A 26,805-nucleotide genomic window follows, 5' to 3' on the forward strand; every position below is an offset into this window, starting at 1 on the left:
GCCCCCCGACCAGCCAGGTCGGAGGGCTCCTGCGTTGTGGTGTCAGACCTGCAGGGTCGGATGCAGCCGCGCGAGCGTGACGGTCTGGCGGCGACGGGCCGCGATGACCGTGACACCCAGGGCCAGGGCCGTGAACACCCCCAGCACCACGAAGTCGCGGACGACCCCGTCGGTGCCGCCCGCGAGAGCAGCTCGCAGGCCGTGCACGGTGTACGTCATCGGCAGCAGATCGTGCAGCAGGTTGAAGAACCGCGGCGCCGTCTCGATCGGGTACGTGCCCCCGGCCGAGGTGAGCTGCAGGCTCACGAACACCAGCGCCGCGAAGCGTCCGGCCCCGCCGAACAGGGCGACGAACATCTGGTTGATCGCGGTGAAGACCGCCGCAGTGGCCAGCGCGATGCCGATGAGCAGCAGCTCGTTGGCCGGTCGGACGCCGAGGACGCCCTGCAGCACCGCGAGCAGCAGCACGACCTGGACGACCGACACCGCCAGGCCCGGCGCATACCCGGCGAGCGCCACCCGGATGCTGCCGGTCGTGGACGCGATCGCCCGGGCTGAGATCGGTCGCAACAGCAGGTAGATCGCCATCGCGCCGACCCACAGCGCCAGTGAGATGAAGTACGGCGCGAGCGCGGCACCGTAGTTGTCGACGGGGTTGACCCGGTCGGCGACGTCCTCGATCGGCGTCGCGGCGGTCGTGGCGAGCCGGTCGCGCTCGGCCTTGTCGTAGTCGGGCACCTTGTCGCTGCCGTCGCGCAGGCCGTCGGCCAGCTTGCGTGCCCCCGCCGACAGCTCGCCGGCACCGTCGACGAGCCGGTCGCCGCCGTCTGCCAGCCGCGTGCTGCCGGCGGCCAGCTGATCGGCGCCACCACTCAGCCTGCTGGCACCCGCAGCGGCGGCGTCGGCACCCTTGCGCAGCTGGGACGTGCCGTCGGTCAGCTGCTTGGCGCCGTCGCGGGCCTGGCCGATCGCCCCGACCAGGGCCGGGACGTTGCGGGCCAGCTCGGCGTTGCCGTCGGCCACCTGTCGGGCCCCGTCGGCGAGCTGCCGGGTCTGCTGACTCGCGCCGGTCGCCTGCCCGCGGACGTCGCGCACGAACGTCTTGAGGTCGCCGGCACGGCCGGCCGCGCTCTCGATCGCGGCGCAGTCGAGCCCGGGAGGCGGATCGGTGCGGCAGTCGTCGGCGAGCCCGCGCAGGGTCGTGGCGAGTCGGTCGATGTCGGCATCGGCCCCGTCGGTCGCACCGAGGATGCCGCTCGTCACGCCCTGCACGAGCCGGTCGACCTGGGCCGTGCCGTCAGCGACCTGACGCGATCCGTCGGCGAGGCGTTGCGTGTCGCGGGGGAGCGTCGCCGTGCGCGACTGCAGCTGGCCGAGCCCGTCCGAGAGCGTCCTCGCTCCGCGGTCGACCTCGTCGGCACCGTCCGCGAGTCGCCGGTTGCCGGCGGCAAGATCGTCGGCACCGTCGGCCAACGTGCTGGCACCGTCGGCGAGATCGTCGGCTCCGTTGGCGAGCTTGCGGGCCCCGACGCCGAGCTGGTCGGCACCGTCGGCGAGGTCGGAGGCGCCGCCGGCCGCATCGGTCAGCGAGCCCTTGATGTCGGAGAAGCTGAGGTAGACATTGTCGAGGTAGGTCTCGGTGACCTGCGCGTTCAGCGCGCCCTTGGCGGCGCGCAGGATGGTCTGCGCGATGGTCCCGTTGATGTAGTTGACGGCGTCGTTGGTCTGCAGGTCGAGCCGCCCCTGCACGGCCTGCGCCGGGTCACCGCTGGTCGAGGTCGCTGCGGCCGAGAGGTTCTCGGGGATCGTCAGGACGGCCTTGTAGTCGCCGTCCGCGAGACCGCGCCGGGCGTCTGCCGCATCGGTCAGCACCCAGTCGTAGTTGGTGTCGTCGTCGTTGCTGACCAGGTTGCCGGCCAGCTGCCGGCCGATCGCGACGGGTTGCTTGGCACCGTCGGTGCCCTCGATCTCGACCAGCTGGTCCTCGTTGACGACGGCGGCCTTGACGTGGTCGAGGCGGCCCGTGGGGTCGAGGTTGGCCCAGACGTACATCGCGCCGTAGAACAGCGGCACGAGCATCACGGCGATGACGGCCGCACGGGTCAGCCGGCTGCGGCGGAACCGGGCGAGCTCGAACCAGGGCAGGGTGGGGGACGGGATCATGGCAGCATCAGCTCGTGGAGGGTGCGGTGGGTGTCGAGCTCCAGGTGGTGGAGCCTCGCGGACGGTGGGGGAGCGGCGGACTCCGACGCGACGCTCGCGACGAGCGTGACGTCGCGTCCGTCGAGCAGTGCCGCGAGCGCCGACCACAGCAGGTCGATGTGCTCGGCGGCGCGCAGGTCGTCCGCGTCGTCGACGATGACGATGCGGGGGGCGTCGGTCAGGGCCAGGACGACGCCGAGCAGCTTGCGCTCGAGGCGGCTCAGCGACGACACGAGCGCCGAGCCGTCGACCGGCTCGAACGGGATGCCGGCCTCGTCGTGCGCGATCTCGAGGGCGCGGTTGAGCCCGGCGAGGATCGGCGCGACCCGGTTGCGGCTGACCCACAGCCCGAACGAGCGGATCGAGAGACGCTCGGCGATGTGCTGGTCGACCGTGAGGTTGTCCTCGAGGTCGTTGACGCCGGTCAGCTCGGCCAGCGCGACCGAGTGGCGCACGCGCGACGCCTCCTGTGGCAGCAGGTGACCGTTGACCCTCAGGCGTCCGGTGTCGAAGGCCATGCGGCCCGCGAACGTCAGCAGCAGCGCGGTCTTGCCCGCGCCGCTCGGGCCGTGGACCACGAGCCAGTCGCCGGCCTCGACCTCGACGGACACGTCGTTGAGCACGAGTCCGTCCGGGCCCTGCGTCGTCACCGATGCCGCCGTGATCGCGGCGGTCGAGGCGGGTCGCGGCCAGGCCTGCAGCTCCACGCGGCGGTGCAGGCCCTCGCCCTCGACGTCGACGTGGGGGAGACGGCGATCGAGGCCTGCCGGCAGCGTCCACGCGCGGCGGCCGAAGATCTCGAGCACGGCCGGTGCGAACAGCATCCGGATGAGGAACGCGTCGACGAACACGCCGACCGCCAGCGCGAACGCGATGGGCTTGATGTTGGGATCTCCCTCGGGCACGAAGGCCGCGAACACCGCCAGCATGATGACGGCCGCCGCGGTCACGACCCGGGAGCTGCCGACGAAGCCGTCGACGATCGCACGGTGCGGATCGCCCGACCGGACGTACTCTTCCTTCATGCGGGCCATCAGGAAGACCTCGTAGTCCATCGACAGGCCGAACAGCACGGCCATCAGGATGATCGGCAGGAAGCTGATGAGCGGGCCGGTCTGCTCGAGGTGGATCGCGTGCATCAGCCAGCCCCACTGGAACACCGCCACGACCGCGCCGAACGACGCCCCCGTCGACAGCAGGAAGCCGATGGTCGCCTTGAGGGGCACGACCAGCGACCGGAACACGATCATCAGCAGCAGCACCGACAGCCCCACCACGACGATGCCGAACGGGAGCAGGGCGCCCTGCAGGCGCTCCGAGACGTCGATGCCGCCGGCGGTGAGGCCCGTCACGGCGACCGGCACCCCGTATTCGGCTCGCCACTGCGGCTCGCGGTCACGGATCTCCCGGACGAGGGCGGCCGTCGCCTCGTCGGTGGCACCCGTCGTGGGCACGACCTGGACGATGCCGGTGTCGGCGGTGCGGTTGGGTGTCGCCAGGCCGATCGCGGCGACGCCGGGCATGGTCCGCAGGTCGTCGGCGATGTCGTTGACGACGCCGACCGGGTCGGTCGTCGAGATGATGTCGATGCTGACGAGCAGGGGACCGTTGTAGCCGGGGCCGAAGTGCTCGTCGACGAGGTCGTAGGCCGTGCGCTGCGTGCTGCCGACGGGGGCCGTGCCGTTGTCGGGCAGGGCGAGCTGCAGGTCCTTGGCCGGGACGGCCGCGATGGCCAGGCCGACGACGACCACGACGATCGCGATGAGCGGGAAGCGTGTCATGACCGTGACCCACCGGCGCGAGAACGCCCCGGGGCGGTGCCCGGTGCCCGGTGTGAGCTTGTCGCCGGCCCGGCCCAGCAACGCCGGCAGGACGGTCAGGGCCACGGCCACCGCGATGACGACCGACAGGGCGGCGACGGCGCCCATGATGGTCAGGAACGGGATGCGGGCGATCGACAGGCCGAGCAGCGCGATGACGACCGTGACGCCGGCGAACACCACGGCCGATCCGGCGGTGGCGACCGACCTGGCTGCTGCCTCCTCGGGCTCGAGCCCGTCGGCGAGCTGCTCGCGGTGTCGCGACACGATGAACAGGGCGTAGTCGATGCCGACGGCGAGACCGATCATGAGCGCCAGCAGAGGAGCCGTGGCCGAGATCGTGATGAACCCTGTCAGCGCGATCGTGATGGCCATCGTCACGAGCACGCCGAGCAGTGCTGTGACGATCGGCATGACCGCGGCCCGCAGCGAGCGGAACATCAGGAACAGCACGATGAAAGCCACGACGACGCCGATGACCTCGACGATCGACAGCTGCGGCCCGGTGCTCGTGAAGACGTCGCCGCCGAAGGCCGTCGTGTAGCCGGCCGCCTTGAGGGCGTCGCCGGTGTCGACGAGCTGGTCGCGCTCGGCCGGCGTGACGTCGGTCAGCTCGCGGTCGAACTGGATCTGCACCTGCGCGGCGCGCCGGTCGGGCGAGACGCCGATCGTGTTGCTCTCGTCGTAGGGCGACACGGCCTCGGTGACGCCCTCGACCTTCTTCATGCCGGCGATGGCATCGGTCACGAGGCGACGGGTCTCGGCGTCGTCGACGGTGCGGCCGCGGTCGGCCACGACGACGAGATAGGCCGAGGTGCCGCTCAGCTCGGGGAACGTGCGTCCGAGCGAGTCGATCGCCTCCTGCGACTCGGTGCCGGGGATCTCGAAGGAGTTCTTGGTGCCGCCGCCGAGACCCACCGCGGCGATCGCGGTCACCAGCAGGACAAGCACCCACGAGGCCAGCACGCGGCCCGGGTGACGGAAGGCCCACCGGCCGAGGGCATACAGGGAGTTCGACACGTCATTCACGATACGTTTGTGTATTGGATACGTCAATGTATCGAGTATGCTGTGCGCGTCACACGAGGAGGACCATGCCCCAGCAGGATGAACGTCCCGCGGTGCGCCGTCGCGCCGTGACGCGCGAGCGGATGCTCGATGCGGCGCGCGAGGTGCTGGCCCGCGAGGGCATCCAGGGTGCTTCCGTCGAGCACATCTGCGAGCAGGCTGGGTTCACCCGTGGAGCGTTCTACTCCAACTTCGCGAGCAAGGACGACCTGCTGCTGGCGCTGTTCCACCGCGAGCGCGACCGGATGTTCGCGAGCATGCGGGCCGCCAGCGAGCCCGATGCGCTCCGGGGCCTCGACCCGACCGCGGCGGTCGGGGTCATCATCGACCGCTTCCTGGGCCTGCAGTCGCTCGACCGCGCCGGGCTGCTGGTGCACATGGAGTTCGCGATCCGCGGCATCCGCGGCGACGAGGTGGGCGCGGAGTTCAACACGTCGTGGCGCGGGATGAAGGACGAGCTCGTCGAGCTCATGACGTCGGTCGTCACGGCGCTCGGCCGCGAGTTCACGATCGACCCGCGCCATGCCGCGACGGTGCTCGCGGGCACGTACGACGAGGCCCTGCGCGAGGCCGTCACCGAGGGGCGCGAGGTCGACCCCGCTTTGCTCCAGTCGACGCTGCCGATGCTGCTGCTGGCTGGCACGAGGCCGCTGCCGAGCCAGTGATGCGAGCTCAGTGCAGCAGCTTGAGGCCGGCGACGCACACGACGATGCCGGAGATCAGCAGCACCCTCAGGACGGACGCCGGCTCGTCGCCCGACACCATCGCGTAGGCCACCGTCAGGGATGCGCCGATGCCGACCCAGACTGCGTACGCTGTCCCGACCGGCAGCTCGCGCATCGCGTACGCGAGCCCGCCCATGCTGAGCGTGACGGCGACGGCGAAGACGACGCTGGGGACGAGCCGGGTGAAGCCCTCCGAGCGGCCGAGGGCCGTGGCCCACACCGCCTCGAGGACACCGGACAGGGCGAGCACGAGCCAGGACATGAGTTCTCCTTGGCGCCGTCTTGTCGCTGACCGGGTACGGCACCGCTCGTCCGGGAGCCCGTCAGGGCTCTACCGCGAGTGTGTCACACCGTGGGCAGCTGGGCAGGTGCTCAGTCGGGCAGGTGACGGACGACCCGACGCTCGATCGTGGCGTCGTCACCCGGACCGGTCTGCTGGACGTCATCGGTGACGGTCCACCCCGCGCGCTGGTAGACCGTGAGGGCGCGGTCGTTGTCGGCGATGACCCACAGCTCCAGCGAGGAGTGTCCGAGTGCCTTGGCCTGCTCGTCGACGGCCGCGAGCAGCACGCCGCCGACCCCGCCACCCCAGGCCCGGGGCGCGACGGCGAGGTAGAAGACCTCGAGCGACGACGTCCGCGGGGCCACGATCGCGAATCCCACCGGAACGCCGTCCGCACGTGCGACCAGGAGCGCCGCCCCGTCCAGCTCGAGGCGTCGACGCACACCCGGCAGGGTCTGCGCGGCATCGCGGGGCTCGCTCCCGTCGCGGCGAGCCGTCGCCTCCGCCCAGATCTGGGCGGCGACGCGTTCAGCGGCCGCACCGCTCTCGACGTCCACGATCAACTGGGTCACGAACGCAACTCTCGCAGGTGCGCTCCAGCAGCGATGTGTGACGTTCTGCACCGGTCTCGGCATCGGACCGGTGCAGAAGCGCACAATTCGCGTGAGGGGCGGCGCGGACGCGCGTGGGTGACAGGATGAGCGCATGCCGATCCAGATCGCCCAGGGCGCCCACGCCGACCAGGTGCTGACCGACAGCCCGTTCGCGCTGCTCGCCGGGATGCTGCTCGACCAGCAGTTCCCGATGGAACGGGCGTTCGCCGGTCCGGCCAAGGTGCTCGACCGGTTCGGCACGCTCGACCCGGCTGCGATCGCCGAGGCCGATCCGGAGGCGTTCGCCGACCTCTGCGCGACTCCTCCCGCGATCCACCGCTACGGACGCTCGATGGCCGGTCGGCTGCAGGACCTCGCCCGCATCGTCGTCGACGAGTACGACGGTGACGCGGCACGCATCTGGACCGAGGCGAAGACGGGGGAGGCGCTGCTCAAGCGGCTCAAGGCGCTGCCCGGGTTCGGTGAGCAGAGGGCGAAGATCTTCACGGCCCTGCTGGCCAAGCAGCTGGACGTCAAGCCGCGCGGATGGACGACCGTCACGGGCGACTACGGCCGCAAGGGCTTCCGGTCCGTGGCCGACGTCGTCGACGCCGAGTCGCTGGCCAAGGTGCGGGCGTTCAAGCAGAAGGCCAAGCAGGCCGCACGCGACTCAGCCTGACAGCCCTGAGCCTGACGCCACTCAGCCTGACGACACTCAGCCTGACAGGGCGTCGGCGTCGGGCGCCGTCAACGCGACCGGCACGGTGCACGTCGGCACGAACGGCCACACGTCGTCCATCCGATCGGTGATCGGATCGCCAGCGCGGTCGACCGGCACGACGAGGGACGCATTGGGATCGCTCAGCAGCTCGTCGGCCAGCTCGGCTCGGGCGTCGACGAGACTCTGCCAATCGTCGAGCCACTGGTCGGCGGGCGGATCGGCGAGGATCTCGTCGGCCCGCTTCGACCGGATCGCCGCGATCATGACCTCGACGGCACGGTTCTGGTCGCGGATCGCGTCGGACTGCTGCTGGGCGGTGCCGTAGACCGGCATCGACTCGACGGTCGACTCCATCACGACGCACTCCTCCGCGATGGTCTGCGTGAGGGCGTCGTCATCGATCGTGGTGGGGGAGGTCGACTGCGCGATGGCCACCCCGATCGTGATGATGCCCGCGACGGATCCTGCCGCGACCACCGCGAGGACCACGCCGAGTGCCACGAGGGCGGCGGTGCGCCGACGGCTGTTGCGTCGCGCCGGGGGAGCGAACTGCCAGGTGCTGTGCGCCGGCGGGTACGCGGGTGTCTCGTGAGCATCGACCACGGTGTCATCGTGCCATGCCGGGTAGCGTTCGACCCGTGATCGTCGCCGCTGCCGTCTGCCCGCACCCGCCCCTGCTGGTGCCGGAGGTCGCACCGGGCACGACCGACGAGCTCGCCGACCTGCGCGCCGCCTGCCACGCCGCGGTCGGGACGCTGACGGCGATGGAGCCGGACCGGATCGTGGTCGTCGGGGCGGGCGAGCTCGACCGCGATCTCGACGAGACCGCCGGCGGCACCCTCGCCGGCTACGGCGTCGACCGGCGTGCCGGCGGAGACGACGTTCTGCTGCCGCTCAGCCTCACGATCGGTGCCTGGCTGCTCGACGAGGCGGGCTGGACGGGCCCTCGCACGTACTCGACCGGCCGGCCGGCGATCGACGCCGGCAGCCGCGTCGCCGTCCTCGTCATGGCCGACGGCAGCAACGGACGCTCGGAGAAGGCACCGGGATTCCTCGACGACCGGGCCGAGCCGTTCGACGCGTCGATCTCGTCGGCGCTGGCCGGCGGCGATCCCGCCGCGCTCGTGGCACTCGATCCTGCGCTCGGAGCCGAGCTGGGTGCCAGCGGCGTCCCGCCGCTGCGCACCCTCGGCACCATCGTGCTGGACGCAACGAGGGGTGCCTCCGTCACGGCGCACCTGCGCTACGACGGGGCACCCCTGGGCGTCGGCTACGTCGTGGCCGACTGGCTGCTCACGACCTGACCGCCGCCGGCAGCCCGACCGCTGCCCCGACCGGCTACGGCTTCTTGCGACCCTCCTCGGCGAGCTTGTCGGCGGCCTCCTTGGCCTTGCCGGCGGCACCGTCGATCTTGGCGTCGTACTTGCCCTTGGTGGCCTTGCGCGCCACGCCTGCGGCCTTGTCGATGCCCTGGTCGATCTTGGCGTTCTGCGTCGCTGCCAGGTCGGCCGCCTTCTCCTTGAGCTCAGGGGCCTTCTTCTTGAGGTTGTCCAGGAATCCCATGACTGCTCCTCGTGCGTCGGTGTGGTCGTGCGTGACCATCACGGTACTGCGACAATTCAAGCCATGCCCGAGCGAAATCACGTCGTCGCCGTCGTCGGGCCGACTGCCTCGGGCAAGTCGTCGCTCGCCCTGCGGATCGCCCAGCGCCTGGGCACGGCCGAGGTCGTCAACGCCGACTCGATGCAGCTCTACCGCGGCATGGACATCGGCACGGCCAAGCCCAGCATCGAGGAGCGGGCACTCCTGCCGCACCACCTGTTCGACGTCCTCGACGTCACCGAGGACGCGAGCGTCGCCGAGTTCCAGCAGCAGGCACGCACTGTCATCGCCGACCGCCATGCCCGTGGCGTGACGCCGGTGCTGGTGGGCGGGTCCGCCCTGTACGTGCGGGCCGTCCTCGACCGGCTCGACTTCCCGGGCACCGACCCTGCCGTGAGGCTCTGGTGGGCAGGCGAGCTGGAGCGACGGGGCCACGAGGCGCTGCACGCCGAGCTGGCCAGGCGTGACCCCGCGGCGGCCGCGCAGATCCTGCCGACCAACGGCCGGCGCATCGTCCGCGCGCTCGAGGTCGGCGAGCTGACGGGACGGCCGTTCGTCGCCTCGATGCCGCCGCTCGAGTCGATCTACGACGACCTGACGATGCTGGGCCTCGACGTGCCGCGCGACGTCCTCGAGCCGCGGCTGTCCGACCGGGTCGACCAGATGTGGGCCGACGGCTTCGTCGACGAGGTCAGGGGTCTGCTGCCTGCCGGCATCGAGGGCAGCCTGACGGCGTCGCGGGCTCTCGGCTACCAGCAGATCCTGGGGTTCCTGCGGGGTGAGATGACCGAGGACGAGGCGAGGGTGGCGACCGTGACGGGCACGCGCAAGTTCGCCCGCCGACAGGACCGGCTGTTCCGCAAGGACCCGCGCGTTCACTGGCTCCCGTCGGGTGCCGACGACCTGCTCGAGCGCGCCATGTCGCTCGTGGCACCGCGATAACATGGGAGATATGACGTTCGCATGGCTCAAGGGGCACGGCACCGAGAACGACTTCGTCCTGCTCCCCGACCATGACGGCACGGTCCACGGCGATCTTGACGCGTCGTTCGTCGCCGCACTGTGCGACCGCCGGCGCGGCATCGGGGCCGACGGGGTCCTGCGCGTCATCCGCAGCAGCGCGATCGGCATCGAGTCGGCCGGCGAGTGGTTCATGGACTACCGCAACGCCGACGGCTCGATCAGTGAGATGTGCGGCAACGGCACCCGGGTCTTCGCCCTGCACCTGGCGGACGAGGGCCTCGTCGACCCGTCGCAGCCGTTCGTGATCGGCACGCGCGACGGCGACAAGACGATGTCGTTCGACCTGTCGACAGGCTCGAGGGGCCACTCGATCAGCGTCGACATGGGCGTCCCGCACGTGCGCGACGTCTCGAAGGTCTCGGCTGCCGGAAATACGTGGGAGGCGCAGGACGTTCGTACTGGTAATCCCCATGCCGTGGCCTTCGTCGACCGGCTGGACGAGGTCGGCCCGCTGCTGACCGAGCCCGACTACGACCAGGCCGTGTATCCCGACGGCGTCAACATCGAGTTCGTCGTCCGCGAGGGCGATCGCCACGTGGCGATGCGTGTGCACGAGCGCGGTGCGGGGGAGACACGTTCGTGCGGCACCGGTGCGTGCGCCGTGGCGGTGGCCGCCGCCGTGGCCGATGCGGCGCAGCGACCCGTCACCTACCGGGTCGACGTGCCCGGCGGCACGCTGCACGTCACGTGGGATGCAGACGACCACATCACACTCACCGGCCCCGCAGAGATCGTCGCGCGGGGCACCATGGAATGGACTGCATGACCGACACTTCGACAGGCTCAGTGGGCAATGGCCCGCAGCAGCAGGGCACCGACGGGCTCGAGCTCGAGGAGCGGCAGTCGCTGCGGCGTGTCGCCAACATCCGCACCGAGCTCGAGGACATCACCGAGGTCGAGTACCGCCAGCTGCGGCTCGAGCGGGTCGTCCTGGTGGGGGTCTGGACCGAGGGCACCGTCGAGGACGCCGAGAACTCGATGGCCGAGCTCAAGCTGCTCGCCGAGACGGCCGGCTCCGAGGTGCTCGACGCGCTGATCCAGCGCCGCCAGAAGCCCGACCCGGCCACCTACATCGGCTCGGGCAAGGTCGAGGACCTGCGCGCGGTCGTCGAGGCGACCGGTGCCGACACCGTCATCTGTGACGGTGCGCTCGCGCCCAGCCAGCTGCGCAACCTCGAGGACAAGGTCAAGGTCAAGGTCGTCGACCGCACGGCGCTGATCCTCGACATCTTCGCGCAGCACGCCAAGAGCAAGGAGGGCAAGGCCCAGGTCGAGCTCGCCCAGCTGCAGTACCAGACCCAGCGGCTGCGCGGCTGGGGTGGCAACCTCTCCCGTCAGGCCGGTGGACAGGCCGCGGGCGGCGAGGGCATCGGTGGACGAGGTCCGGGTGAGACCAAGCTCGAGACCGACCGTCGTCGCATCCAGATGAAGATGACCAAGCTGCGCCGCGAGCTCAAGGAGCTCGGCAAGGCCCGCGAGACGAAGAAGGGCAACCGGCAGCGCAACGAGATCCCGTCCGTCGCGATCGCCGGCTACACCAACGCCGGCAAGTCGAGCCTGCTCAACCGGCTGACCGATGCAGGCGTCCTGGTCGAGAACGCGCTGTTCGCGACCCTCGACCCGACGACGCGGCGCACGCAGACGTCCGACGGTCGCGTCTACACGCTGTCCGACACCGTGGGTCTCGTGCGCAACCTGCCGCACCAGCTGGTGGAGGCGTTCCGGTCGACGCTCGAGGAGGTCGCCGAGTCCGATCTCATCCTGCACGTCGTCGACGGCTCCGATCCAGACCCCGAGGGACAGATCAGCGCGGTGCGCCAGGTCATCCTCGAGGCGGGTGCCGCCGAGGTGCCCGAGCTCGTCGTGATCAACAAGGCCGACGCCGCCGACCCGCTCGTCCTCAAGCAGCTGCTGGTGCGCGAGCCGCACGCCGTGGTCGTCAGCGCCCGCACGGGCGAGGGCATCGACGAGCTGCTGAGCGCGATCGAGGCCGATCTGCCGCAGCCGTCGAGTCGCGTCGACATCGTGCTGCCGTACGCCCGCGGCGACCTGCTCAACCTGATCCACACGCAGGGCGAGATCGAGTCGCTCGACCACGAGGCCGATGGCACGCACGTCGTCGCGCTCGTCAACGGCGCGCTGGCCAACGAGCTGGAGCAGTACTCGGCCTGATCGGACGGCCTGAGAAGTTCCCGGCGATCCGACCCATCCACGGGTGCGTCGGTGCCGAACTGTGAGCAATCAGTGTTACCTACCTCACAGAAGGTCGTCCCCATGCGTCCCAGCATCAAGGTCACTCCCGCATTCGTCATCGCCTCGCTCGCCCTCGTGGTGGTCGCTTCCGGCGGCACCGCCTATGCCGCCACCAAGATCGGCTCCGCCGAGATCAAGGACAACTCCATCCGCGGTGTCGACGTCAAGAGCAACGAGATACGCAGCTCCGACATCAAGAACGGCGCGCTCCGCGCCCAGGACTTCGGCCCCGGCGTCCTCCAGCAGGGCCCGAAGGGCGACAAGGGTGCCACCGGTCCGGCCGGTGCCGGCCGCTGGCTGCTCGTCGACGCCAGCGGAGCGATCGTCGCGCAGTCGGGTGGTTTCAGCGTCGCGTCGGCCTACAACGCCATCCCCGGCACCACGCCGCCCGGTGCTGTCGGCAACGTCTACATCAACGCCAACGAGGACCTCAGCAACAACGCCATCTCCGTCTCGATCGCCCTGCAGAACAAGACCGAGCAGGACGCGGAGAGCACCCCGGGCGCGGGCAACGTCAACGGTCGCGCCGACGCCGCCGACGCCAACCCGGAGTTCTCCGGCGAGATCACCTCGACGGTGTGCGGCATCACGAACGTCGTCGCCTGCGCGCCGGCCGGCACGGACAACCGCAAGCACCTCGTGGTCAGCCCGCGACTCAGCGACGGCCGGGTCACGACGGACGCGAACCGCAAGCGGTTCTACGTGACGATCACGGGCGACTCGACGGATCTCGTCGCGACGCCGGACATCCCGGCCAAGGCCCTCTAGGTCGAACGTCGGGTGTGAGTCACCCGCGCCTGGTCGGCGGTGCCAGCAGTACACCGCCGACCAGGCCGCGCACCGTCAGCGCCGCGACGACCGTCCAGGCACCGACCAGTGCGACGAACAGGCCGGCGGCGAGGGCCGACAGGACGTCCGAGCCGGTGGCGACGGCAAGGCCGGACGTGCCGGTGACCACGGTGCCGACCGGGAACGTGAACGACCACCAGGTCAGGGCGAAGGGGAGTCCATCGCGGATGGCACGGGCCACGATCACCGCGGCGACCAGTGCCCACGTCAGGGCGACCCCCACGGCGGCGCAGCCGTAGCCGAGCGCGACGGCCTGAGCGGTGCCACCGGCGAGCCCGCCCAGCACGTGCGCCGCAGTGGCCGACTGGCCCAACGGCCCGAGGACGATGACCAGCGTCGGGATGCTCGTCGGCTCCCCGATGTGCCCGTCCAGCGTGCGACGGACGATCGTGAGCAGCAGCGGGGCGCTCGCGACCAAGGCGACGGCGAAGAACGCACAGCATCCGACCTTCATGGCGGGTCGCAGGCTGGCAGCCAGGTGCGGGACGAGCAGCGCGCCGGTCGCGGCGCTGACCATCGGGGGGACGACCGGCATGAGCCATCCGCCGAACGCCGGCCCGCCATAGGGGTCCGCTCCGCGCAGGGTGCGGCGGGGAATGCTGATCAGCGTCCACAGGCCCAGTGCCGTGCCGGCAGACCACAGGACGACATCGACGGCTACGGCAGCGCCGAGGCCCACGAGGTCGACCCCGACCAGCAGTGTGGCCGCCCCGACGGTCATGAGTGCCATCGCGGGCGCACCGTAGAAGTGGGCAATGACGGGGTGCTCGACGTGGCCGCGTGCCGTCGAGGGACGCAGCCCCCACTGCGCCGCCGTCGCTGCGCCGACCGCGAGCAGGAGCAGCGACGCCAGGGCCCACATCACGATTGACAGCGCGTGGAGACCGCGGGCGTGGACCGGCAGGCCGGCCGCGGCGGTGGCGACGATGCCGGTGCCCATGACCCACGTGAACCAGTGCGGCCCGACCGCCGACAGCGCGTCGTCGGACGAGCCGCGTCGCAGGCCGAGGGAAACGGTCGTGGTCATGAGTCCACTGTCGTCCGGGACGCCGCCCGGCAGTAGAGGCAGATCGGCGTGCATCCACAGGGTCGACCTGTGGGTGGGCGTACGCTGTCGACGTGCCGCCCAGCCCCCACCTGCCCGATGTCGCAGCCCTCGCGCTGCTGGTCGAGGTGGCGCGCCTCGGCAGCATCGGTGCGGCCGCCCGCTCGCACGGCACGACGCAGCAGGCTGCCTCCGAGCGACTGCGGTCGCTCGAGACCCAGGTCGGCTTCGCGGTGCTGCGCCGTGGCGCGCGGGGATCGACGCTGACGCCGTCGGGCACGGTGCTGGTCGAGTGGGCGTCGCGTCTGCTGGAGGTCGCCGACGAGGTCGACGGTGCCATCGCCACGCTGCGCGACGACGTCCGCCGCGAGCTGCACGTCGCCGCCAGCATGACGATCGCCGAGCACCTCGTGCCGCGGTGGCTCGTGCAGCTGCGCCGCCGACAGGTGCGAGAGGGCGTCCCGCCGACCACGGTCAGCCTGCACGCGGCCAACAGCCGGGACGTCGTCGCCGCGGTCGTCGACGGATCGGCCGACCTCGGCTTCGTCGAGGGCACGGAGCCGCCGAAGGGCAAGGGCCTCGCCGTCCGCGACGTCGGGTCCGACGAGCTCGTGCTGGTCGTCGGAGCCGACGACCGGCTGGCCGCGACCCGCCGGGCGCTGGGCCCGCAGCTGGTCGCCGGCCTGACGCTGACCAGCCGCGAGGTCGGATCGGGCACCCGCGAGGTGGTCGAGCGCGCCCTCGCCGAGCACGGCCTGGAGATGGCACCGCCCGAGGCCGAGCTCACGACGTCCACCGCGGTGCGCTCGTCGGTGCGGGCCGGGGGAGCGCCGGCCTTCCTCAGCTCGCTGGTGGTCGAGGGCGACCTGGCATCGGGGCACCTCGTCGCGGTGCCCACGACAGGTCTCGACCTGCGGCGCACGTTTCGCGCGGTCTGGGCAGGGAGCGACGCGCCGCCAGCCGGGCCCGTGCGCGAGCTGCTCGGGCTCGCGAGTGCCGCGGGCTGATCGCACGGGCCGAGAACGCGGGAAAACCCCACTGTTCGGACGGCCCTGCGGCGAGCAGGATCAGGAGACCCCGACCCAAGGAGCTCCCATGTCCGCACCGTCCCGCACGCGCCGCGACAGCTGGTGGCGCACCGCGCCCGTCCTGACCATCGCGGTGCTGGCCCTCGTGATGTCGACCGCCGGTGGTGCGTACGCCGTCGCCAAGAACAGCATCGGCAGCAAGCAGCTCAAGAACAATGCCGTCACCACGACCAAGATCAAGAAGAGCGCCGTGCAGTCGTCCGACATCCGCGACGGTGTGGTCACGGGGGCCGACGTCAAGGACGGTTCGCTGACGGCCGGTGACTTCGCGCCCGGCCAGCTGCCGCCCGTCCCAGCCGGATCCAGCCGCATCTTCTTCGCGAAGGTCGACGCGTCCGGGCTCCTGACGGCCAGGTCGCCGGGTGTGGTGTCTGCCAGCAGGGCAGGCACCGGAACCTACGACGTCCAGCTGACCTTCGACGCCTCGCCGTGCGGGGTCACGTCCTCGGCGACGACCTCCAACCGCAACACGGGTGCCGTCACGGTCAGTGGCAACCAGGTCGAGGTCGTCGCACGCGACGTCACCGCGGGAGGGGCGCCCTTCGCCGACGCGGCGTTCAGCCTGATGATCGTCTGCTGACGCGGCGGTGTGGACGGCGTCGCGTGACGTCGGAGCGCCCCGGATAGCCTTCGGGGGTGCCTGACATCCGCGACGTCCTCCACGCCGCCGTCGAGGCCGTGGGCGGCGAGGACCGTCCCGGCCAGATCCAGATGGCCGAGGCGGTCAAGCACGCCCTCGACTCCGGCGAGCACCTGCTCGTGCAGGCCGGCACGGGCACCGGCAAGTCGCTGGGCTACCTCGTCCCGAGCCTCCTGCACGGCAAGCGCGTCGTCGTCGCGACCGCGACGCTCAACCTGCAGCACCAGCTCGTCGAGCGCGACATCCCGGCACTCAAGGACGCCGCCCGGGCGACGCTCGACAAGGTCCCGCATCACGCCGTCGTCAAGGGGCGCAGCAACTACGCGTGCCTGCATCGGGTGCGCGAGGGCGCGCCCGACGACCAGGGCACGCTCGTCGAGATCCCTGACGGATCGCTCGGTGCCGAGGTCGTCGAGCTGCGCGAGTGGGCCGAGGAGCAGGCCGCCGCGGGGCACACGGGCGATCGCGACTCCGCGCCGTCCCACAACGACCGCGCCTGGCGGCAGGTGAGCGTCAGCCACCGCGAGTGCCTGGGTGCGTCCCGCTGCGCGCACGCCCTCGAGTGCTTCGCCGAGCTGGCCCGCGAGGACGCCCACAGCGCCCAGGTCGTGGTCACCAACCACGCCCTGCTCGCGATCGACGCGATCGACGGCGTGCCGATGCTGCCCGAGTACGACGCCGTCGTCGTCGACGAGGCGCACGAGCTGGCCGCCCGCGTCACGCAGGCCTCCACCGACGAGCTCGACCCCGTCATCGTCGAGCGAGCAGCCCGACGCGCTCGTGCACGCATCAGCTCGGGGGAGGGTGACGACCTCACCGACGCCTCCGACGCGCTGGCCGACATCCTGGCCCGCACCGAGGCCGGACGCATCGACGAGCTGCCCCAGCCCCTGCACGCCGTGCTGTCGCTGGTGCGCGACTCAGCGCGAGCGTGCCTGTCGGCGTTCCCCAAGGAGGACAAGGGCGAGCCCGACGCCGCCCTGCAGCAGGCCAAGGGCATGGTCGACGACGTCCGCAAGATCGCCGAGCGCATGGCCTCCAAGATCGAGACCGACGTGCTGTGGATCAGCGACAACCGCGGCAACAAGCAGCTGCACATCGCGCCCATCGACGTGTCCGGCGCGCTGCGCGACAAGCTCTTCGCCGACAAGACCGTCGTGCTCACCAGCGCGACCCTCAAGCTCGGGGGCGGTTTCGAGCCCGTCGCGCGGTCGCTCGGCCTGTGGGGGGACGACCCGCCGTGGGCGTCGCTCGACGTCGGCTCGCCTTTCGACTACGCCAAGCAGGGGATGCTGTACGTCGCCCGACACCTGCCGGCCCCGGGCCGCGACGGCCTGGAGGAGGCGCAGCTCGCCGAGATCACCGATCTGATCGAGGCGGCGGGCGGCCGCACCCTCGGGCTGTTCTCGTCGCGCCGCGGTGCGGAGAAGGCGGCCGAGGAGGTGCGCGAACGTCTGCCCGACCTCGACATCTGGTGCCAAGGCGACGCCCAGCTGCCCGAGCTGGCCCGGCGGTTCGCCGAGTCGCCCAGCTCGTGCCTGTTCGGCACCCTGAGCCTGTGGCAGGGCGTCGACCTGCCCGGCGACACGTGCCAGCTGGTCATCATCGACCGCATCCCGTTCCCGCGGCCCGACGACCCGCTCATGAGCGCGCGACAGAGGCTCGTCGAGAAGCGCGGCGGCAACGGCTTCATGACCGTCGCGGCCCAGCACGCGGCACTCCTGCTGGCGCAGGGCACGGGACGGCTCATCCGCCGGGCCACCGACCGGGGCGTCGTGGCGGTGCTCGATCCCCGCGTCGTGACGGCACGTTACGGGTCGTTCCTGACCGCCTCGATGCCCGACATGTGGCGCACGACCGACCGTGCGACGGCCCTCGCGGCGCTCCGGCGGCTCGATGAGGCCGCTCTCGCCGCATCCGGCTGATATTGTCATCGGGTTGTTCGCCTAGCCTTCGGGGATTCCATGAAGTTTCGTCCTGCACTCCTGATCCCTGCTGTCGGCGCTCTCGTCGCCGGCCTCCTGGTCGCGTCGCCGGCCGAGGCGGTGGGGTCACAGGTCATCACCGGCACCGTGGCTGGCCCGGGCGGTGCCGGCAACGTCGGACCCGTGCGTGTCGAGCTCATCTCGGTCGACCGCGGCGGCAACACCCGGGTCGTGCGCTTCGTCAACAACATCCCCGACGGCGGTGCCTACTCGTTCAGGGTCCCGCTCAACGGCAAGAAGAAGACCAACAAGCTGTCCCGCCCGTACCGGCTGCGCATCGTCGCGGCACCGTCATCGGGCGAGGCCCGCTCCTGGTACTGGCGGGGTCGCACGGGCGCACCCACGACCGGCGGTCGCCACCTGCGTGACGCCACGGCCATCACCGCGACGAAGTCGGCGCCGTTCCGCGCCGACTTCCGCTACTCCTCGATCGGCGGCACCGCGCCCAACGGCACGCGCCTGACCGTGACCGCGGCACCCCCCACCTACTCGGGCGGCAACGACGCACGCCGTGAGCTCGACATCCCGGGCTGCGCCAACACGTATGCCACCACCCAGGTGACCGGCGGCTCGTACCGCGTCGACTTCCTGCCGTTCTCGCCGGGCGACAAGCGCTTCATGGTCGCGGCCCGACTCGGCACCGACGAGCGCTGGAACAACTCCTTCGGCAGCTGCTTCGACGTCCAGGACTACCGCTACTCGCGGTCCAACATGATCGCCCTGGACCAGGGCGGCACGAACTACCCGGTCAGCGTCGGTGCCAGCGGCAACCAGCTCACGGTGCGCGGGACGTTCAAGGGCTTCAAGGCCACGCCCCAGGGCGACCGCTGGGTCACGCTGCGCGAGGCATCGCCGCGGGTGCCGATCCTCGACTCGCCGATCGTCGCCGAGAAGCAGGCCGCCAGCAGCACGGGCAGCACGACGTTCTACAACGTCGCCCCGGGTCGCTACTACGTCGAGCTCGGCCGCCGCACCGGGTGCGCCGACTGGTACGCCAGCCGCTACACCAACAACAACACGTACTTCAAGGGCCTCGACCGCGGCTCCGAGCGCTGGAAGACCTTCCCGTACCTGAGCAAGTTGTCCGGCGGCGAGAACAGCGGCCTCGAGGGCATCGCGCGCCGCGTGCAGCCCAACCCCGCGACGTCGGCGGCACAGGGCCGCAAGCCCGCCGGCGGCAAGGGCTGGATGTACCGCAAGCACTGCAAGGCGCTCGGCGCAGGCGCGATCAAGGTCGTCGAGATCGGCTCACCCGGCTCGGGCGAGAAGCGCACGTCGCTGGTCTCCAAGCGCGGCGGTGTCGTCAAGGGTCACGTCAGCCGTGCCCCCGGCCGCACCAACAAGGAGATGATGGTGACGCTGTCGTCGACCGACGGCAAGCGCGTCCTGCGCACCGACCTGACCGACGGTGCCGGCAACTTCTACGTCGCCGGCCTGGCCCCGGGCCGCTACAAGGTCACGGTCAACGCCGACTCGTGGCGTGGAATCGGCCGCACGTTCAAGGGCCGCCACTTCGTCACCGTCAAGTCGGGTCGCACGCGCAACGCGGGCAACCTCCGCTTCGGCGACTGACCACCTCGCCTGCATGACCGTCCTCGTCACCGGCGGTGCCGGCTACATCGGCTCGCACGTCGTGCGTGCCCTCGGCGCCGCCGGACTCGACTGCGTCGTCGTCGACGACCTGTCGAGCGGTCATCGACAGTTCGTGCCCGACGGCGTGACGTTCGTCGACGCGACGATCCTCGACGCAGACGTCGTCGCCAAGGCGATGGTCGAGCACGAGGTGCAGGCCGTCGTCCACCTCGCGGGCTACAAGTACGCCGGGGTGTCGGTGCAGCGTCCTCTGCACACCTACGAGCAGAACGTGCAGGGCACGGTCGCGGTGCTGCAGGCCATGCAGGAGTCGGGCGTCGACAACATCGTGTTCTCGTCGAGCGCTGCGGTGTACGGCACGCCCGATGTCGACCTCGTGACCGAGACGACGCCGACCGCGCCGGAGTCGCCCTACGGCGAGACCAAGCTGATCGGTGAGTGGCTGCTGCGCGATGCTGCACGCGCCTCAGGGCTGCACCACACCTCGCTGCGCTACTTCAACGTCGTCGGGTCGGCGGTGCCGCACCTGTACGACACCAGCCCGCACAACCTCTTTCCGCTGGTCATCGAGGCGCTGCTCGAGGGACGCACGCCCCGCATCAACGGAGCCGACTACCCGACCGCCGACGGCACCTGCGAGCGCGACTACATCCACGTCGCGGATCTCGCTGACGCACACGTCGTCGCGGCGCGCCGGCTGCTCGCAGGGGAGCCGGTCGAGCCGGTCTACAACCTGGGCAGCGGCGACGGCGTCTCGGTGCGTCAGATCATGGATGCCGTGGCGCGGGCGACGGGCATCGACTTCGAGCCCGAGATCGGCGAGCGCCGTCCCGGTGATCCGGCGCGCATCGTCGCCTCCGGCGAACTGGCGTCGCGAGACCTCGGCTGGACGATGCGCCACTCGATCGACGACATGGTGCGCAGCGCCTGGGAGGCGCGTCACGCCCACCCGGCCTGAGCGGCCTCCTGCCTCAGACCCGGCGGATGACGGCGGTGACCTTGCCCAGGATCGTGGCGTGGGTGCCGTCGATGGGGGAGTAGTCGTCGTTGTGCGGCAGCAGCCAGACCTGGCCGTTCTTGCGCTGGAAGGTCTTGACCGTGGCCTCGCCGTCGAGCATCGCCGCGACGATCTCGCCGTTCTCGGCGTCGGGCTGCTGCCGGATGACGACGTAGTCGCCGCTGCAGATCGCCGCGTCGATCATCGAGTCGCCGGAGACCTCGAGCATGAACAGCGTGCCGTCGCCGACCAGCGACTTGGGCATCGGGAAGATCTCCTCGACGCGCTGCTCGGCCAGGATCGGTCCGCCGGCGGCGATGCGTCCGACCATCGGGATGTTGACCGCCGTCGGGGCCGCATCGTTGATGCCGGTCTCGTCGATGTGCCCGTCGTCGGGCGTGGCGCTCATGGACCGGCGAGCCGCCATGACGTCGGGCAGGAAGATCTCGAGCGCCCGGGGACGGTTGGGATCGCGCTTGACGTAGCCGAGCGCCTCGAGGGCACGCAGTTGGTGGGCGACCGACGAGGTGCTGGTCAGACCGACCGCGGCACCGATCTCACGCATGCTGGGCGGGTAGCCGCGCTTCTCGATCTCGTCGCGCAGGAACTCCAGCACCTTGCGCTGGCGGGCGGTGAGCCCGGAGGAGTCGGCGGGGCCGTCGGGCAGCTCGGTGACGTCTGCGGTGCGCTCATCGGTCATGGCCCGACCCTAGCCCGCGCAGGGGGGTCAGTTCAAACATATGTTCGATGGCGTGTCGCCGGCGTGTCGCCTACCTTGGCGCGATGCCCCCGTCCCGCACGACACCCACACGTCCCCGTTCCGCCGTCGTGACGGGAGCCGCCCGCGGCATCGGACGGGCGACGGCCGTTGAGCTGGTGCGCCTCGGCTACGAGGTCGTCGTCAGCGATCTTGACGCCGTCGGTGCCGCCGCGACGGCCGCCGAGATCGGTGCCCACTCAGGGATGGCGCTCGACGTGCGAGACCCCGACGCCAATCGGCAGGTCGCGGCCGTGGCGAGGGACATCGCGCCCCTCGGGGCCTGGGTCTGCAACGCGGGCGTCGCCTTCGACAGCGATCTGGTCGACCTGACCGACGGTCAGGTGCGGCTGAGCGTCGACGTCAACGTGCTGGGCGTCATGTGGGGAATGCGCGCCGCGGCGGACGTGTTCCGCGACCAGGCGGCGATCGGCGTACGGGGCGGCGAGATCGGCGTCGTCGCATCGCTCAGCGCCCACGCGCCCGTCCCCAACCTCAGCGTCTACGCGGCGACCAAGGCGGCGGTGCTGTCGTTGACGACATCGGTCGCGTCCGAGCTGCGCGCCGACGGCATCCGCGTCCACGCGGTGTGCCCCGACGGCGTCGCGACGGCGATGGTCGACGGCTTCGACGTGCACGGCGGCACGCGTGCGATCCTCGCCGCCGGCGTCATGCTGACGCCCGAGCAGGTCGCCCGCGAGCTCGTCGCGATGTTCGGCACGCGCCGCGTCTACCGCACGATGCCGGTGTGGCGGGGCGTCGTGGCGCGCGCGGCGTCGCTGTCGCCGGCCGCGTCGATGCACGCCGACCCGCTGCTGCGTCGCATCGGGGCGCGCCGGCTCCGCAGGGCGGGTCTGCGCTGAGCCTCGGGGAGGACGCGGTCAGCGGCGGAACGGGTTGCGGAGCCGCTTGAACACCGGGGTCGGCCGCGCCGGTACGGACGCAGGCGCGTCCTCGTCCTCGTCGACGACCTCGACGGGCACGTCGTCGCCGCCGGCCTCGGTGCCGCGCAAATCGGCGATCTCGGCGTCCTCGGCGACGGTGTCGGCGGTCACGATGTCCTCGCGGACCGCCTCGACCGTGGCACCCAGCAGCACGGCGTACAGGCCGATCCACAGCCACAGCAGCAGCACCACGACACCCGCGAGCGCCCCGTACGTCTTGCCGTAGCTGCCGAAGTTGTCGACGTACACCGAGAAGCCGATCGACACCACGACCCACAGCGCGCTGGCCACGAGCACGCCCTTGGTGACCAGGGGAGTGGAGTCGTGGCGGTCGGGTGCCACGCGGAACAGCACGGCGATCGCGACGACGAGTGCGCCGAGCAGCAGCGCCCACCGGGCCAGCTCGAGCAGCGCGCGGGTGCCCGGCACGACGTCGATGGCGTCGAAGACCGCCGGTGCCGCCGCGACCAGGCCGACGACGACGATGAGGAACACCAGCGCGCCCGCGGTGAGGCCCAGGGCGACGAGCTTCTTCTGGATGAAGTTGCGCTGGTCGCGGATGCCGTACATCGCGTTGATCGCCGTCACGAGGTTGCCGACCCCGCCGGACGCGCTGTAGATCGCGAGGGTCACGGCCAGCACGAGCCCCAGGCCGAGTGAGCCGTTGTCGGTCGAGACCAGGGCGTCGAGCTGACCCGTGACGAGCGAGGCGGCATCGGCCGGCAGGGCGTCGGCGAGCTCGGCGGACTGGCGGCGGACGGTCTCGGGTGACGCGACGATGCCGTACGTGAGCACGCCGGCGATCAGCGCGGGGAACAGGGACAGGAACGTGTAGAAGGCGACACCGGCCGCCAGCAGGGGTGCCTGCTGGGCCGACGCCTGCTTCCACGACGTGACGATCGTGCTCTTCGCAGCCATGTGTCGACGGTAGTGCTGACGCTGCGGCGATGCCTCCCGGACCGACCTGCAGGTGTGACGTGTGACAAATGTTCGACCACTTTCCCCTGTGGTTGCAGGCCGCAGAGGCAACTGTTCGAAATTCTGTTCGATCAGACCTTCCTTTTGTCGGACCCGACCCCTATCGTCGTACATGTGTTCGATCGAACGCCTGTTCGCACCATCGAATGACATCGAGAACAGCGTCCGGTCGAGCACACCAATCATCCGTCTCACTTCCCCCACGGAGGCACACATGAGCACCATCACCCTCGGACAGGTCCACTCGTTCCAGCGTCCCGCCGCCCCGACGGTCGCACCCGCGGTTCGGCTGACACGTCGCGGCAAGGCCGTCGTCCTGGCCTTCGCGATCCTCGCGATCGGCGTGCTGGCCATCGTCCTCGGCCCGTCGTCAACGGCCACCGACCTGCCCGGCACACCGCAGGAGACCACGACGGTCCAGGTGCTGCCGGGTCACACGCTGTGGCAGATCGCGGCCGAGGCCAACCCCGACGGCGACATCCGCGCCACGGTCGACGACATCATCGAGCTCAACTCGCTCCCCAACGCCTCCGCCCTGCAGATGGGCTCGGAGATCGCGGTGCCGGTCTACGACAAGTAGCCGACTCGCGGTAGCAAGCAGCAAGCAGTACGCAACACCCAGCACGACGCAGCCCGGTGTGGTCACAAGGGAAGGTGACCCCGCCGGGCTCGGTCGTTGACCCGGGGGACCACACCTGTTTGACTCGCGGTGGCCTGACACCAACGGGGGAGCAACCAGGTGAGCATCACCGAGCGGTCCGGTCGACGGACGACGTCCATGATGTGCGTGCTGGCGCTGACCGCGGCGGTGCTGGCAGCCTGCTCGTCGGGCCGCCCCGACGCGCGTGACGCCGCCGACGAGCTCGCCGCCGGGCTCACCCGGCAGGACGTCTCGAAGGTGCCGTTCGTGGCCGGTGGCCGCGAGCCGCAGGCCGATCTCGAGCGCATCGTCAAGAGCATGGACGGTGCCAAGCCGAAGGTCTCGGTCGAGGACGTCTCCGAGGACGACGACACCGCCACGGCTACGCTGCGCTCGACGTGGACGCTGTCCGACGACGACTGGACCTACTCGACGCCCGTCACGCTGTCGTACGTCGGCGAGACGTGGCAGGTGCGGTGGAGCGCTGCCGTCGTGGCACCCGATCTCGCGGCGGACGACCGGCTGCGGCTGCGCACGACCCTCGCGGACCGCGGCGACATCCTGGGTGCCGGCGACACGCCGATCGTCACCGAGCGCGACGTCCGACGCGTCGGCATCGACAAGACCAAGGTCGATGCAGCGCAGGTCGACGCGTCCGCGAGGGCTTTGGCGCAGCTCGTCGACATCGACGCCGACGCGTACGCCAAGCGGGTGACGCAGGCCGGAGCACAGGCCTTCGTGCTCGCGCTCGTCGTGCGCGCCGACGGTGGAGGCGCGCCGAGCCAGGAGCAGCTGGCCGGTGTTCCCGGTGCCGTCCAGCTGGCAGGGTCCCTGCCGCTGGCGCCGACCCGCACCTTCGGGCAGCCCATGCTGGGCGTCGTCGGAGAGGCCACGGCCGAGATCGTCCAGAAGTCCAAGGGCGCCGTCCAGTCCGGTGACATGGTCGGACTGTCCGGGCTGGCCCTGCGCTACGACCGTCAGCTGCGCGGCACTCCGGCAGTGACGGTCGAGGCGGTGCCGTCCGCCGCGGGGGCCGAGCCCCGCGAGCTGTTCGCCGGCAAGGCCGTCGCCGGCAAGCCCCTGCGCACCACGATCGACGTCGACCTGCAGGCATCGGCCGACGACATCCTCGCCGATGTCGGACCGGCCAGCGCGATCGTCGCGATCCGTCCGTCGACCGGTGCCGTCGTGGCGCTGTCGAGCGGCCCGGGCGGAGACGGGTCCGACACCGCAGCCGGCGGCAGATTCCCGCCCGGCTCCACCTTCAAGCTCGTGACGGCGCTGACGCTGCTCCGATCGGGCCTGACGCCCTCGACCGACGTCCCGTGCACGCCGTCGATCACGGTCGACGGCCGTACGTTCACCAACTACTCCGACTACCCCGGCAGCGCGATCGGCGACATCCCGCTGCGGTCGGCGATCGCCAACTCGTGCAACACCGCGATGATCGCCGAGCGCGACAAGGCCCCGCAGGCCGATCTGGCCGACGCTGCGGCGGCGTTGGGTCTCGGCCCCGACCTCGACCTGGGCTACCCGGCGTTCCTCGGGTCGGTGCCGACTGAGGCCGAGGGCACCGAGCGCGCGGCCTCGATGATCGGGCAGGGACGCATCGAGGCGTCGCCCCTGGCGATGGCGGTCGTCGCAGCATCGATCGCGAAGGGCGAGCGGGTCACGCCGACGCTGCTGGCGGACACCCCGACCACGGCGGCTGCCGCGGCGAAGAAGCCGTTGAGCCCGCAGGAGGCGTCGCAACTGCAGGAGCTGTTCCGCGGAGTGGTCACCGATGGCAGCGGACGCTTCTTGTCCGACGTGCCCGGCGGGCCGGTGTCGGCCAAGACCGGCACGGCCGAGTTCGGCACCGACACCCCGCCGCGCACCCATGCGTGGATGATCGCCACGCAGGGCGACCTGGCCGTCGCGGTGTTCGTGGCGGAGGGCGAGTCTGGCTCTCAGACCGCGGGTCCGCTGCTCGAGACGTTCCTGCGCAGCGCAGCGTCGTGACGATCGAGCTGCCTGGGACAGCAGCGAGGCACGACGAGCGCGAGCACGAGCGGCACCGGAGCGGGCTGCCCGCCCTGGCGCTGGTTCCGCTGGCCGCGGCCGTCTGGTGGCTTGCCGGTTTCTCGTGGTGGATCGTCGACCTGTTCGGCAGCAACATCATGACGGTCAACGGTTACCCCCGTGCTGCGCTGCCGCTGCTGGCGGCCAGCAGCACCGACAGCCTGATCGTGAGCTCTGGCGTCGGCGGCATCCTCGCCGGGCTCGTGGTGCTCCTCGGGCGTGGCAGCCGCCTCGCGCGGCTGTCCGCCGTGGTGGCAGGCGTCATGCTGGCCGCGACGGCGACGATCGTCCAGTCGCGCGCCGCATTCGGCGACGGCGGCACCGGCGGTCAGACGACCGATCCGCGGGTGACGGCCGGCCTGGGCGCGCTCGTCGTCGGGGTGGCCCTGGTCGCCGTCGCGCTGGGTGCGTCGTCACTGGCCGGACGCCTGGGTCTCGGCCTCGCCTTGGCGGCCGCGGCGGGGGCCGCCCCGATGTGGGTCTACCAGCTGGGGTCGAGCATCTCCCGCACCGCGGCCTTCAACGGCTATCTCGACGTTCCGGCCGAGTGGTCGATGGCCGTCGTGCTGATCGTCGCCCTGGTCGCGATCGGTGTCCGCCCGGTGCGTCACCTGGGCGGCTGGCTCGTGGCGCTGTCACTGGCCTGGCTCGTCGCACCGACGGTGACGGCCTCGGGTTACTTCGCGATGTCGCTGAGCCGGGGTCCGCGCTCGGCGGTTTTCGTGCAGGAGTACCTCTCTGCGGCGGGCCAGCTGTGGCGGCAATCCGTCCAGCCCGCCGATCGGCCGCTCGCCCCGTGGATCGTCGCGATCGTCGTCGCAGGTCTGCTCGCGTGGGCGATCGATCGCCGAAGGTCCGAGCACGAGCGACCCGAGGAAGAGCGCCCAGACGTCCTGCCGCGACCCGACCCGCCGACGGCGTCCTGGCCGTAGGCGACA

General features: G+C 71.1%; 25 protein-coding genes and 1 riboswitch. Of the genes, 16 read left to right on the forward strand and 9 right to left on the reverse strand.

Annotated elements, in window-relative coordinates:
• Nucleotides 1-42 precede the first annotated feature (42 nt).
• Nucleotides 43-2,163 carry a YhgE/Pip domain-containing protein gene (locus JOF40_RS13850; protein WP_129184520.1) on the reverse strand — a complete coding sequence of 707 codons (2,121 nt, stop codon included), beginning with the start codon at nt 2,161-2,163 and terminating at the stop codon, nt 43-45.
• Nucleotides 2,160-5,042, reverse strand: a complete 2,883-nt coding sequence (locus JOF40_RS13855; RefSeq protein WP_129184518.1) for an MMPL family transporter — start codon at nt 5,040-5,042, stop codon at nt 2,160-2,162. Before JOF40_RS13855 ends, JOF40_RS13850 begins: the two co-directional genes overlap by 4 nt.
• Nucleotides 5,043-5,116: 74 nt before the next feature.
• On the opposite strand from JOF40_RS13855, the gene JOF40_RS13860 reads away from it, so the two are divergent.
• Nucleotides 5,117-5,755, forward strand: coding sequence for a TetR/AcrR family transcriptional regulator (locus tag JOF40_RS13860; protein ID WP_188111855.1), 639 nt, complete (start codon nt 5,117-5,119; stop codon nt 5,753-5,755).
• 7 nt (nt 5,756-5,762) lie between these two features.
• On the opposite strand, the gene JOF40_RS13865 is transcribed toward JOF40_RS13860, so the two are convergent.
• The gene (locus tag JOF40_RS13865; protein ID WP_129184514.1) at nt 5,763-6,077 is read right to left on the reverse strand and encodes a DMT family transporter; all 315 of its coding nucleotides are present in this window, start codon (nt 6,075-6,077) and stop codon (nt 5,763-5,765) included.
• A 9-nt stretch (nt 6,078-6,086) separates the two neighbouring features.
• A riboswitch (guanidine-III (ykkC-III) riboswitch) is annotated at nt 6,087-6,150 on the reverse strand.
• Between the two features lie 37 nt (nt 6,151-6,187).
• Complete coding sequence (locus JOF40_RS13870) at nt 6,188-6,670, reverse strand: GNAT family N-acetyltransferase (protein WP_188111854.1); 483 nt, start codon at nt 6,668-6,670, stop codon at nt 6,188-6,190.
• Between the two features lie 133 nt (nt 6,671-6,803).
• On the opposite strand from JOF40_RS13870, the gene JOF40_RS13875 reads away from it, so the two are divergent.
• Nucleotides 6,804-7,370 carry an HhH-GPD-type base excision DNA repair protein gene (locus tag JOF40_RS13875; protein ID WP_129184510.1) on the forward strand — a complete coding sequence of 189 codons (567 nt, stop codon included), beginning with the start codon at nt 6,804-6,806 and terminating at the stop codon, nt 7,368-7,370.
• 36 nt (nt 7,371-7,406) lie between these two features.
• On the opposite strand, the gene JOF40_RS13880 is transcribed toward JOF40_RS13875, so the two are convergent.
• A complete protein-coding gene (locus tag JOF40_RS13880; protein WP_129184508.1) occupies nt 7,407-8,015 on the reverse strand; it encodes a hypothetical protein in 609 nt (202 codons plus the stop codon).
• Between the two features lie 35 nt (nt 8,016-8,050).
• Here JOF40_RS13880 and JOF40_RS13885 point away from each other — a divergent pair, with 35 nt between their 5' ends.
• Nucleotides 8,051-8,716, forward strand: a complete 666-nt coding sequence (locus JOF40_RS13885) for a class III extradiol ring-cleavage dioxygenase family protein (protein WP_129184506.1) — start codon at nt 8,051-8,053, stop codon at nt 8,714-8,716.
• 34 nt (nt 8,717-8,750) lie between these two features.
• Here the strand turns inward: JOF40_RS13885 and JOF40_RS13890 are convergent, their stop codons facing one another.
• Nucleotides 8,751-8,975 carry an Rv0909 family putative TA system antitoxin gene (locus JOF40_RS13890; protein WP_129184504.1) on the reverse strand — a complete coding sequence of 75 codons (225 nt, stop codon included), beginning with the start codon at nt 8,973-8,975 and terminating at the stop codon, nt 8,751-8,753.
• Nucleotides 8,976-9,038: 63 nt separating this feature from the next.
• On the opposite strand from JOF40_RS13890, the gene miaA reads away from it, so the two are divergent.
• From miaA to JOF40_RS13910, 4 genes are all read left to right on the forward strand, one after another.
• The gene (gene miaA / locus JOF40_RS13895; RefSeq protein WP_129184502.1) at nt 9,039-9,956 is read left to right on the forward strand and encodes a tRNA (adenosine(37)-N6)-dimethylallyltransferase MiaA; all 918 of its coding nucleotides are present in this window, start codon (nt 9,039-9,041) and stop codon (nt 9,954-9,956) included.
• A 10-nt stretch (nt 9,957-9,966) separates the two neighbouring features.
• Nucleotides 9,967-10,803 (forward strand): diaminopimelate epimerase, encoded by an 837-nt coding sequence (gene dapF, locus JOF40_RS13900; protein WP_129184500.1) that lies wholly within the window; start codon nt 9,967-9,969, stop codon nt 10,801-10,803.
• Nucleotides 10,800-12,209 (forward strand): GTPase HflX, encoded by a 1,410-nt coding sequence (gene hflX, locus JOF40_RS13905; protein WP_129184498.1) that lies wholly within the window; start codon nt 10,800-10,802, stop codon nt 12,207-12,209. The genes dapF and hflX overlap by 4 nt, the downstream gene beginning before the upstream one ends.
• A gap of 102 nt (nt 12,210-12,311) precedes the next feature.
• Entirely contained in the window at nt 12,312-13,058 is a 747-nt protein-coding gene (locus JOF40_RS13910) for a hypothetical protein (RefSeq protein ID WP_129184496.1), read from the forward strand.
• Between the two features lie 19 nt (nt 13,059-13,077).
• Here JOF40_RS13910 and JOF40_RS13915 read toward each other — a convergent pair whose 3' ends face one another.
• Nucleotides 13,078-14,166 (reverse strand): SLAC1 family transporter, encoded by a 1,089-nt coding sequence (locus JOF40_RS13915; protein ID WP_129184494.1) that lies wholly within the window; start codon nt 14,164-14,166, stop codon nt 13,078-13,080.
• A 92-nt stretch (nt 14,167-14,258) separates the two neighbouring features.
• Between JOF40_RS13915 and JOF40_RS13920 the strand changes: the two genes are divergently transcribed.
• The 5 genes from JOF40_RS13920 (at nt 14,259) to galE (ending at nt 20,448) form a co-directional block, all read left to right on the forward strand.
• Entirely contained in the window at nt 14,259-15,191 is a 933-nt protein-coding gene (locus JOF40_RS13920) for a LysR family transcriptional regulator (RefSeq protein WP_129184492.1), read from the forward strand.
• An 88-nt stretch (nt 15,192-15,279) separates the two neighbouring features.
• Nucleotides 15,280-15,852, forward strand: a complete 573-nt coding sequence (locus tag JOF40_RS13925) for a hypothetical protein (protein ID WP_129184490.1) — start codon at nt 15,280-15,282, stop codon at nt 15,850-15,852.
• A gap of 131 nt (nt 15,853-15,983) precedes the next feature.
• Nucleotides 15,984-17,837, forward strand: a complete 1,854-nt coding sequence (locus tag JOF40_RS13930; protein WP_129184857.1) for an ATP-dependent DNA helicase — start codon at nt 15,984-15,986, stop codon at nt 17,835-17,837.
• A 39-nt stretch (nt 17,838-17,876) separates the two neighbouring features.
• Complete coding sequence (locus tag JOF40_RS13935; protein ID WP_129184488.1) at nt 17,877-19,469, forward strand: carboxypeptidase-like regulatory domain-containing protein; 1,593 nt, start codon at nt 17,877-17,879, stop codon at nt 19,467-19,469.
• Between the two features lie 13 nt (nt 19,470-19,482).
• Nucleotides 19,483-20,448: a UDP-glucose 4-epimerase GalE gene (gene galE / locus JOF40_RS13940; RefSeq protein ID WP_129184486.1), complete on the forward strand. Its 966-nt coding sequence runs from the start codon at nt 19,483-19,485 to the stop codon at nt 20,446-20,448.
• Nucleotides 20,449-20,461: 13 nt separating this feature from the next.
• Here galE and lexA read toward each other — a convergent pair whose 3' ends face one another.
• Nucleotides 20,462-21,187 carry a transcriptional repressor LexA gene (gene lexA / locus JOF40_RS13945; RefSeq protein ID WP_129184457.1) on the reverse strand — a complete coding sequence of 242 codons (726 nt, stop codon included), beginning with the start codon at nt 21,185-21,187 and terminating at the stop codon, nt 20,462-20,464.
• An 83-nt stretch (nt 21,188-21,270) separates the two neighbouring features.
• Here lexA and JOF40_RS13950 point away from each other — a divergent pair, with 83 nt between their 5' ends.
• Complete coding sequence (locus JOF40_RS13950; protein WP_129184455.1) at nt 21,271-22,107, forward strand: SDR family oxidoreductase; 837 nt, start codon at nt 21,271-21,273, stop codon at nt 22,105-22,107.
• An 18-nt stretch (nt 22,108-22,125) separates the two neighbouring features.
• Here the strand turns inward: JOF40_RS13950 and JOF40_RS13955 are convergent, their stop codons facing one another.
• On the reverse strand, nt 22,126-23,106 hold the full coding sequence (locus tag JOF40_RS13955; protein WP_188111853.1) for a YihY/virulence factor BrkB family protein: 981 nt from the start codon (nt 23,104-23,106) through the stop codon (nt 22,126-22,128).
• A gap of 274 nt (nt 23,107-23,380) precedes the next feature.
• On the opposite strand from JOF40_RS13955, the gene JOF40_RS13960 reads away from it, so the two are divergent.
• The 3 genes from JOF40_RS13960 to JOF40_RS13970 all read left to right on the forward strand — a co-directional run bounded on the left by JOF40_RS13960 (nt 23,381) and on the right by JOF40_RS13970 (nt 26,799).
• Nucleotides 23,381-23,746, forward strand: a complete 366-nt coding sequence (locus tag JOF40_RS13960) for a LysM peptidoglycan-binding domain-containing protein (RefSeq protein WP_188111852.1) — start codon at nt 23,381-23,383, stop codon at nt 23,744-23,746.
• A gap of 159 nt (nt 23,747-23,905) precedes the next feature.
• Nucleotides 23,906-25,807 (forward strand): penicillin-binding transpeptidase domain-containing protein, encoded by a 1,902-nt coding sequence (locus tag JOF40_RS13965; RefSeq protein WP_209674616.1) that lies wholly within the window; start codon nt 23,906-23,908, stop codon nt 25,805-25,807.
• The gene (locus tag JOF40_RS13970; RefSeq protein WP_129184449.1) at nt 25,804-26,799 is read left to right on the forward strand and encodes a hypothetical protein; all 996 of its coding nucleotides are present in this window, start codon (nt 25,804-25,806) and stop codon (nt 26,797-26,799) included. Before JOF40_RS13965 ends, JOF40_RS13970 begins: the two co-directional genes overlap by 4 nt.
• Nucleotides 26,800-26,805 lie beyond the last annotated feature (6 nt).

Origin of the sequence: Aeromicrobium fastidiosum (assembly GCF_017876595.1) — a bacterium.
In the GTDB taxonomy this organism is placed as follows: Bacteria; Actinomycetota; Actinomycetes; order Propionibacteriales; family Nocardioidaceae; genus Aeromicrobium; species Aeromicrobium fastidiosum.

Bases quoted from the DNA above. Each gene is read 5' to 3' on its own strand.
- JOF40_RS13850 (WP_129184520.1), bottom strand. From the start codon at position 2,163: ATGATCCCGTCCCCCACCCTGCCCTGGTTCGAGCTCGCCCGGTTCCGC.
- JOF40_RS13860 (WP_188111855.1), top strand. From the start codon at position 5,117: ATGCCCCAGCAGGATGAACGTCCCGCGGTGCGCCGTCGCGCCGTGACG.
- JOF40_RS13865 (WP_129184514.1), bottom strand. From the start codon at position 6,077: ATGTCCTGGCTCGTGCTCGCCCTGTCCGGTGTCCTCGAGGCGGTGTGG.
- JOF40_RS13875 (WP_129184510.1), top strand. From the start codon at position 6,804: ATGCCGATCCAGATCGCCCAGGGCGCCCACGCCGACCAGGTGCTGACC.
- JOF40_RS13890 (WP_129184504.1), bottom strand. From the start codon at position 8,975: ATGGGATTCCTGGACAACCTCAAGAAGAAGGCCCCTGAGCTCAAGGAG.
- miaA (WP_129184502.1), top strand. From the start codon at position 9,039: ATGCCCGAGCGAAATCACGTCGTCGCCGTCGTCGGGCCGACTGCCTCG.
- dapF (WP_129184500.1), top strand. From the start codon at position 9,967: ATGACGTTCGCATGGCTCAAGGGGCACGGCACCGAGAACGACTTCGTC.
- hflX (WP_129184498.1), top strand. From the start codon at position 10,800: ATGACCGACACTTCGACAGGCTCAGTGGGCAATGGCCCGCAGCAGCAG.
- JOF40_RS13910 (WP_129184496.1), top strand. From the start codon at position 12,312: ATGCGTCCCAGCATCAAGGTCACTCCCGCATTCGTCATCGCCTCGCTC.
- JOF40_RS13915 (WP_129184494.1), bottom strand. From the start codon at position 14,166: ATGACCACGACCGTTTCCCTCGGCCTGCGACGCGGCTCGTCCGACGAC.
- JOF40_RS13925 (WP_129184490.1), top strand. From the start codon at position 15,280: ATGTCCGCACCGTCCCGCACGCGCCGCGACAGCTGGTGGCGCACCGCG.
- JOF40_RS13930 (WP_129184857.1), top strand. From the start codon at position 15,984: ATGGCCGAGGCGGTCAAGCACGCCCTCGACTCCGGCGAGCACCTGCTC.
- JOF40_RS13935 (WP_129184488.1), top strand. From the start codon at position 17,877: ATGAAGTTTCGTCCTGCACTCCTGATCCCTGCTGTCGGCGCTCTCGTC.
- galE (WP_129184486.1), top strand. From the start codon at position 19,483: ATGACCGTCCTCGTCACCGGCGGTGCCGGCTACATCGGCTCGCACGTC.
- lexA (WP_129184457.1), bottom strand. From the start codon at position 21,187: ATGACCGATGAGCGCACCGCAGACGTCACCGAGCTGCCCGACGGCCCC.
- JOF40_RS13950 (WP_129184455.1), top strand. From the start codon at position 21,271: ATGCCCCCGTCCCGCACGACACCCACACGTCCCCGTTCCGCCGTCGTG.
- JOF40_RS13955 (WP_188111853.1), bottom strand. From the start codon at position 23,106: ATGGCTGCGAAGAGCACGATCGTCACGTCGTGGAAGCAGGCGTCGGCC.
- JOF40_RS13960 (WP_188111852.1), top strand. From the start codon at position 23,381: ATGAGCACCATCACCCTCGGACAGGTCCACTCGTTCCAGCGTCCCGCC.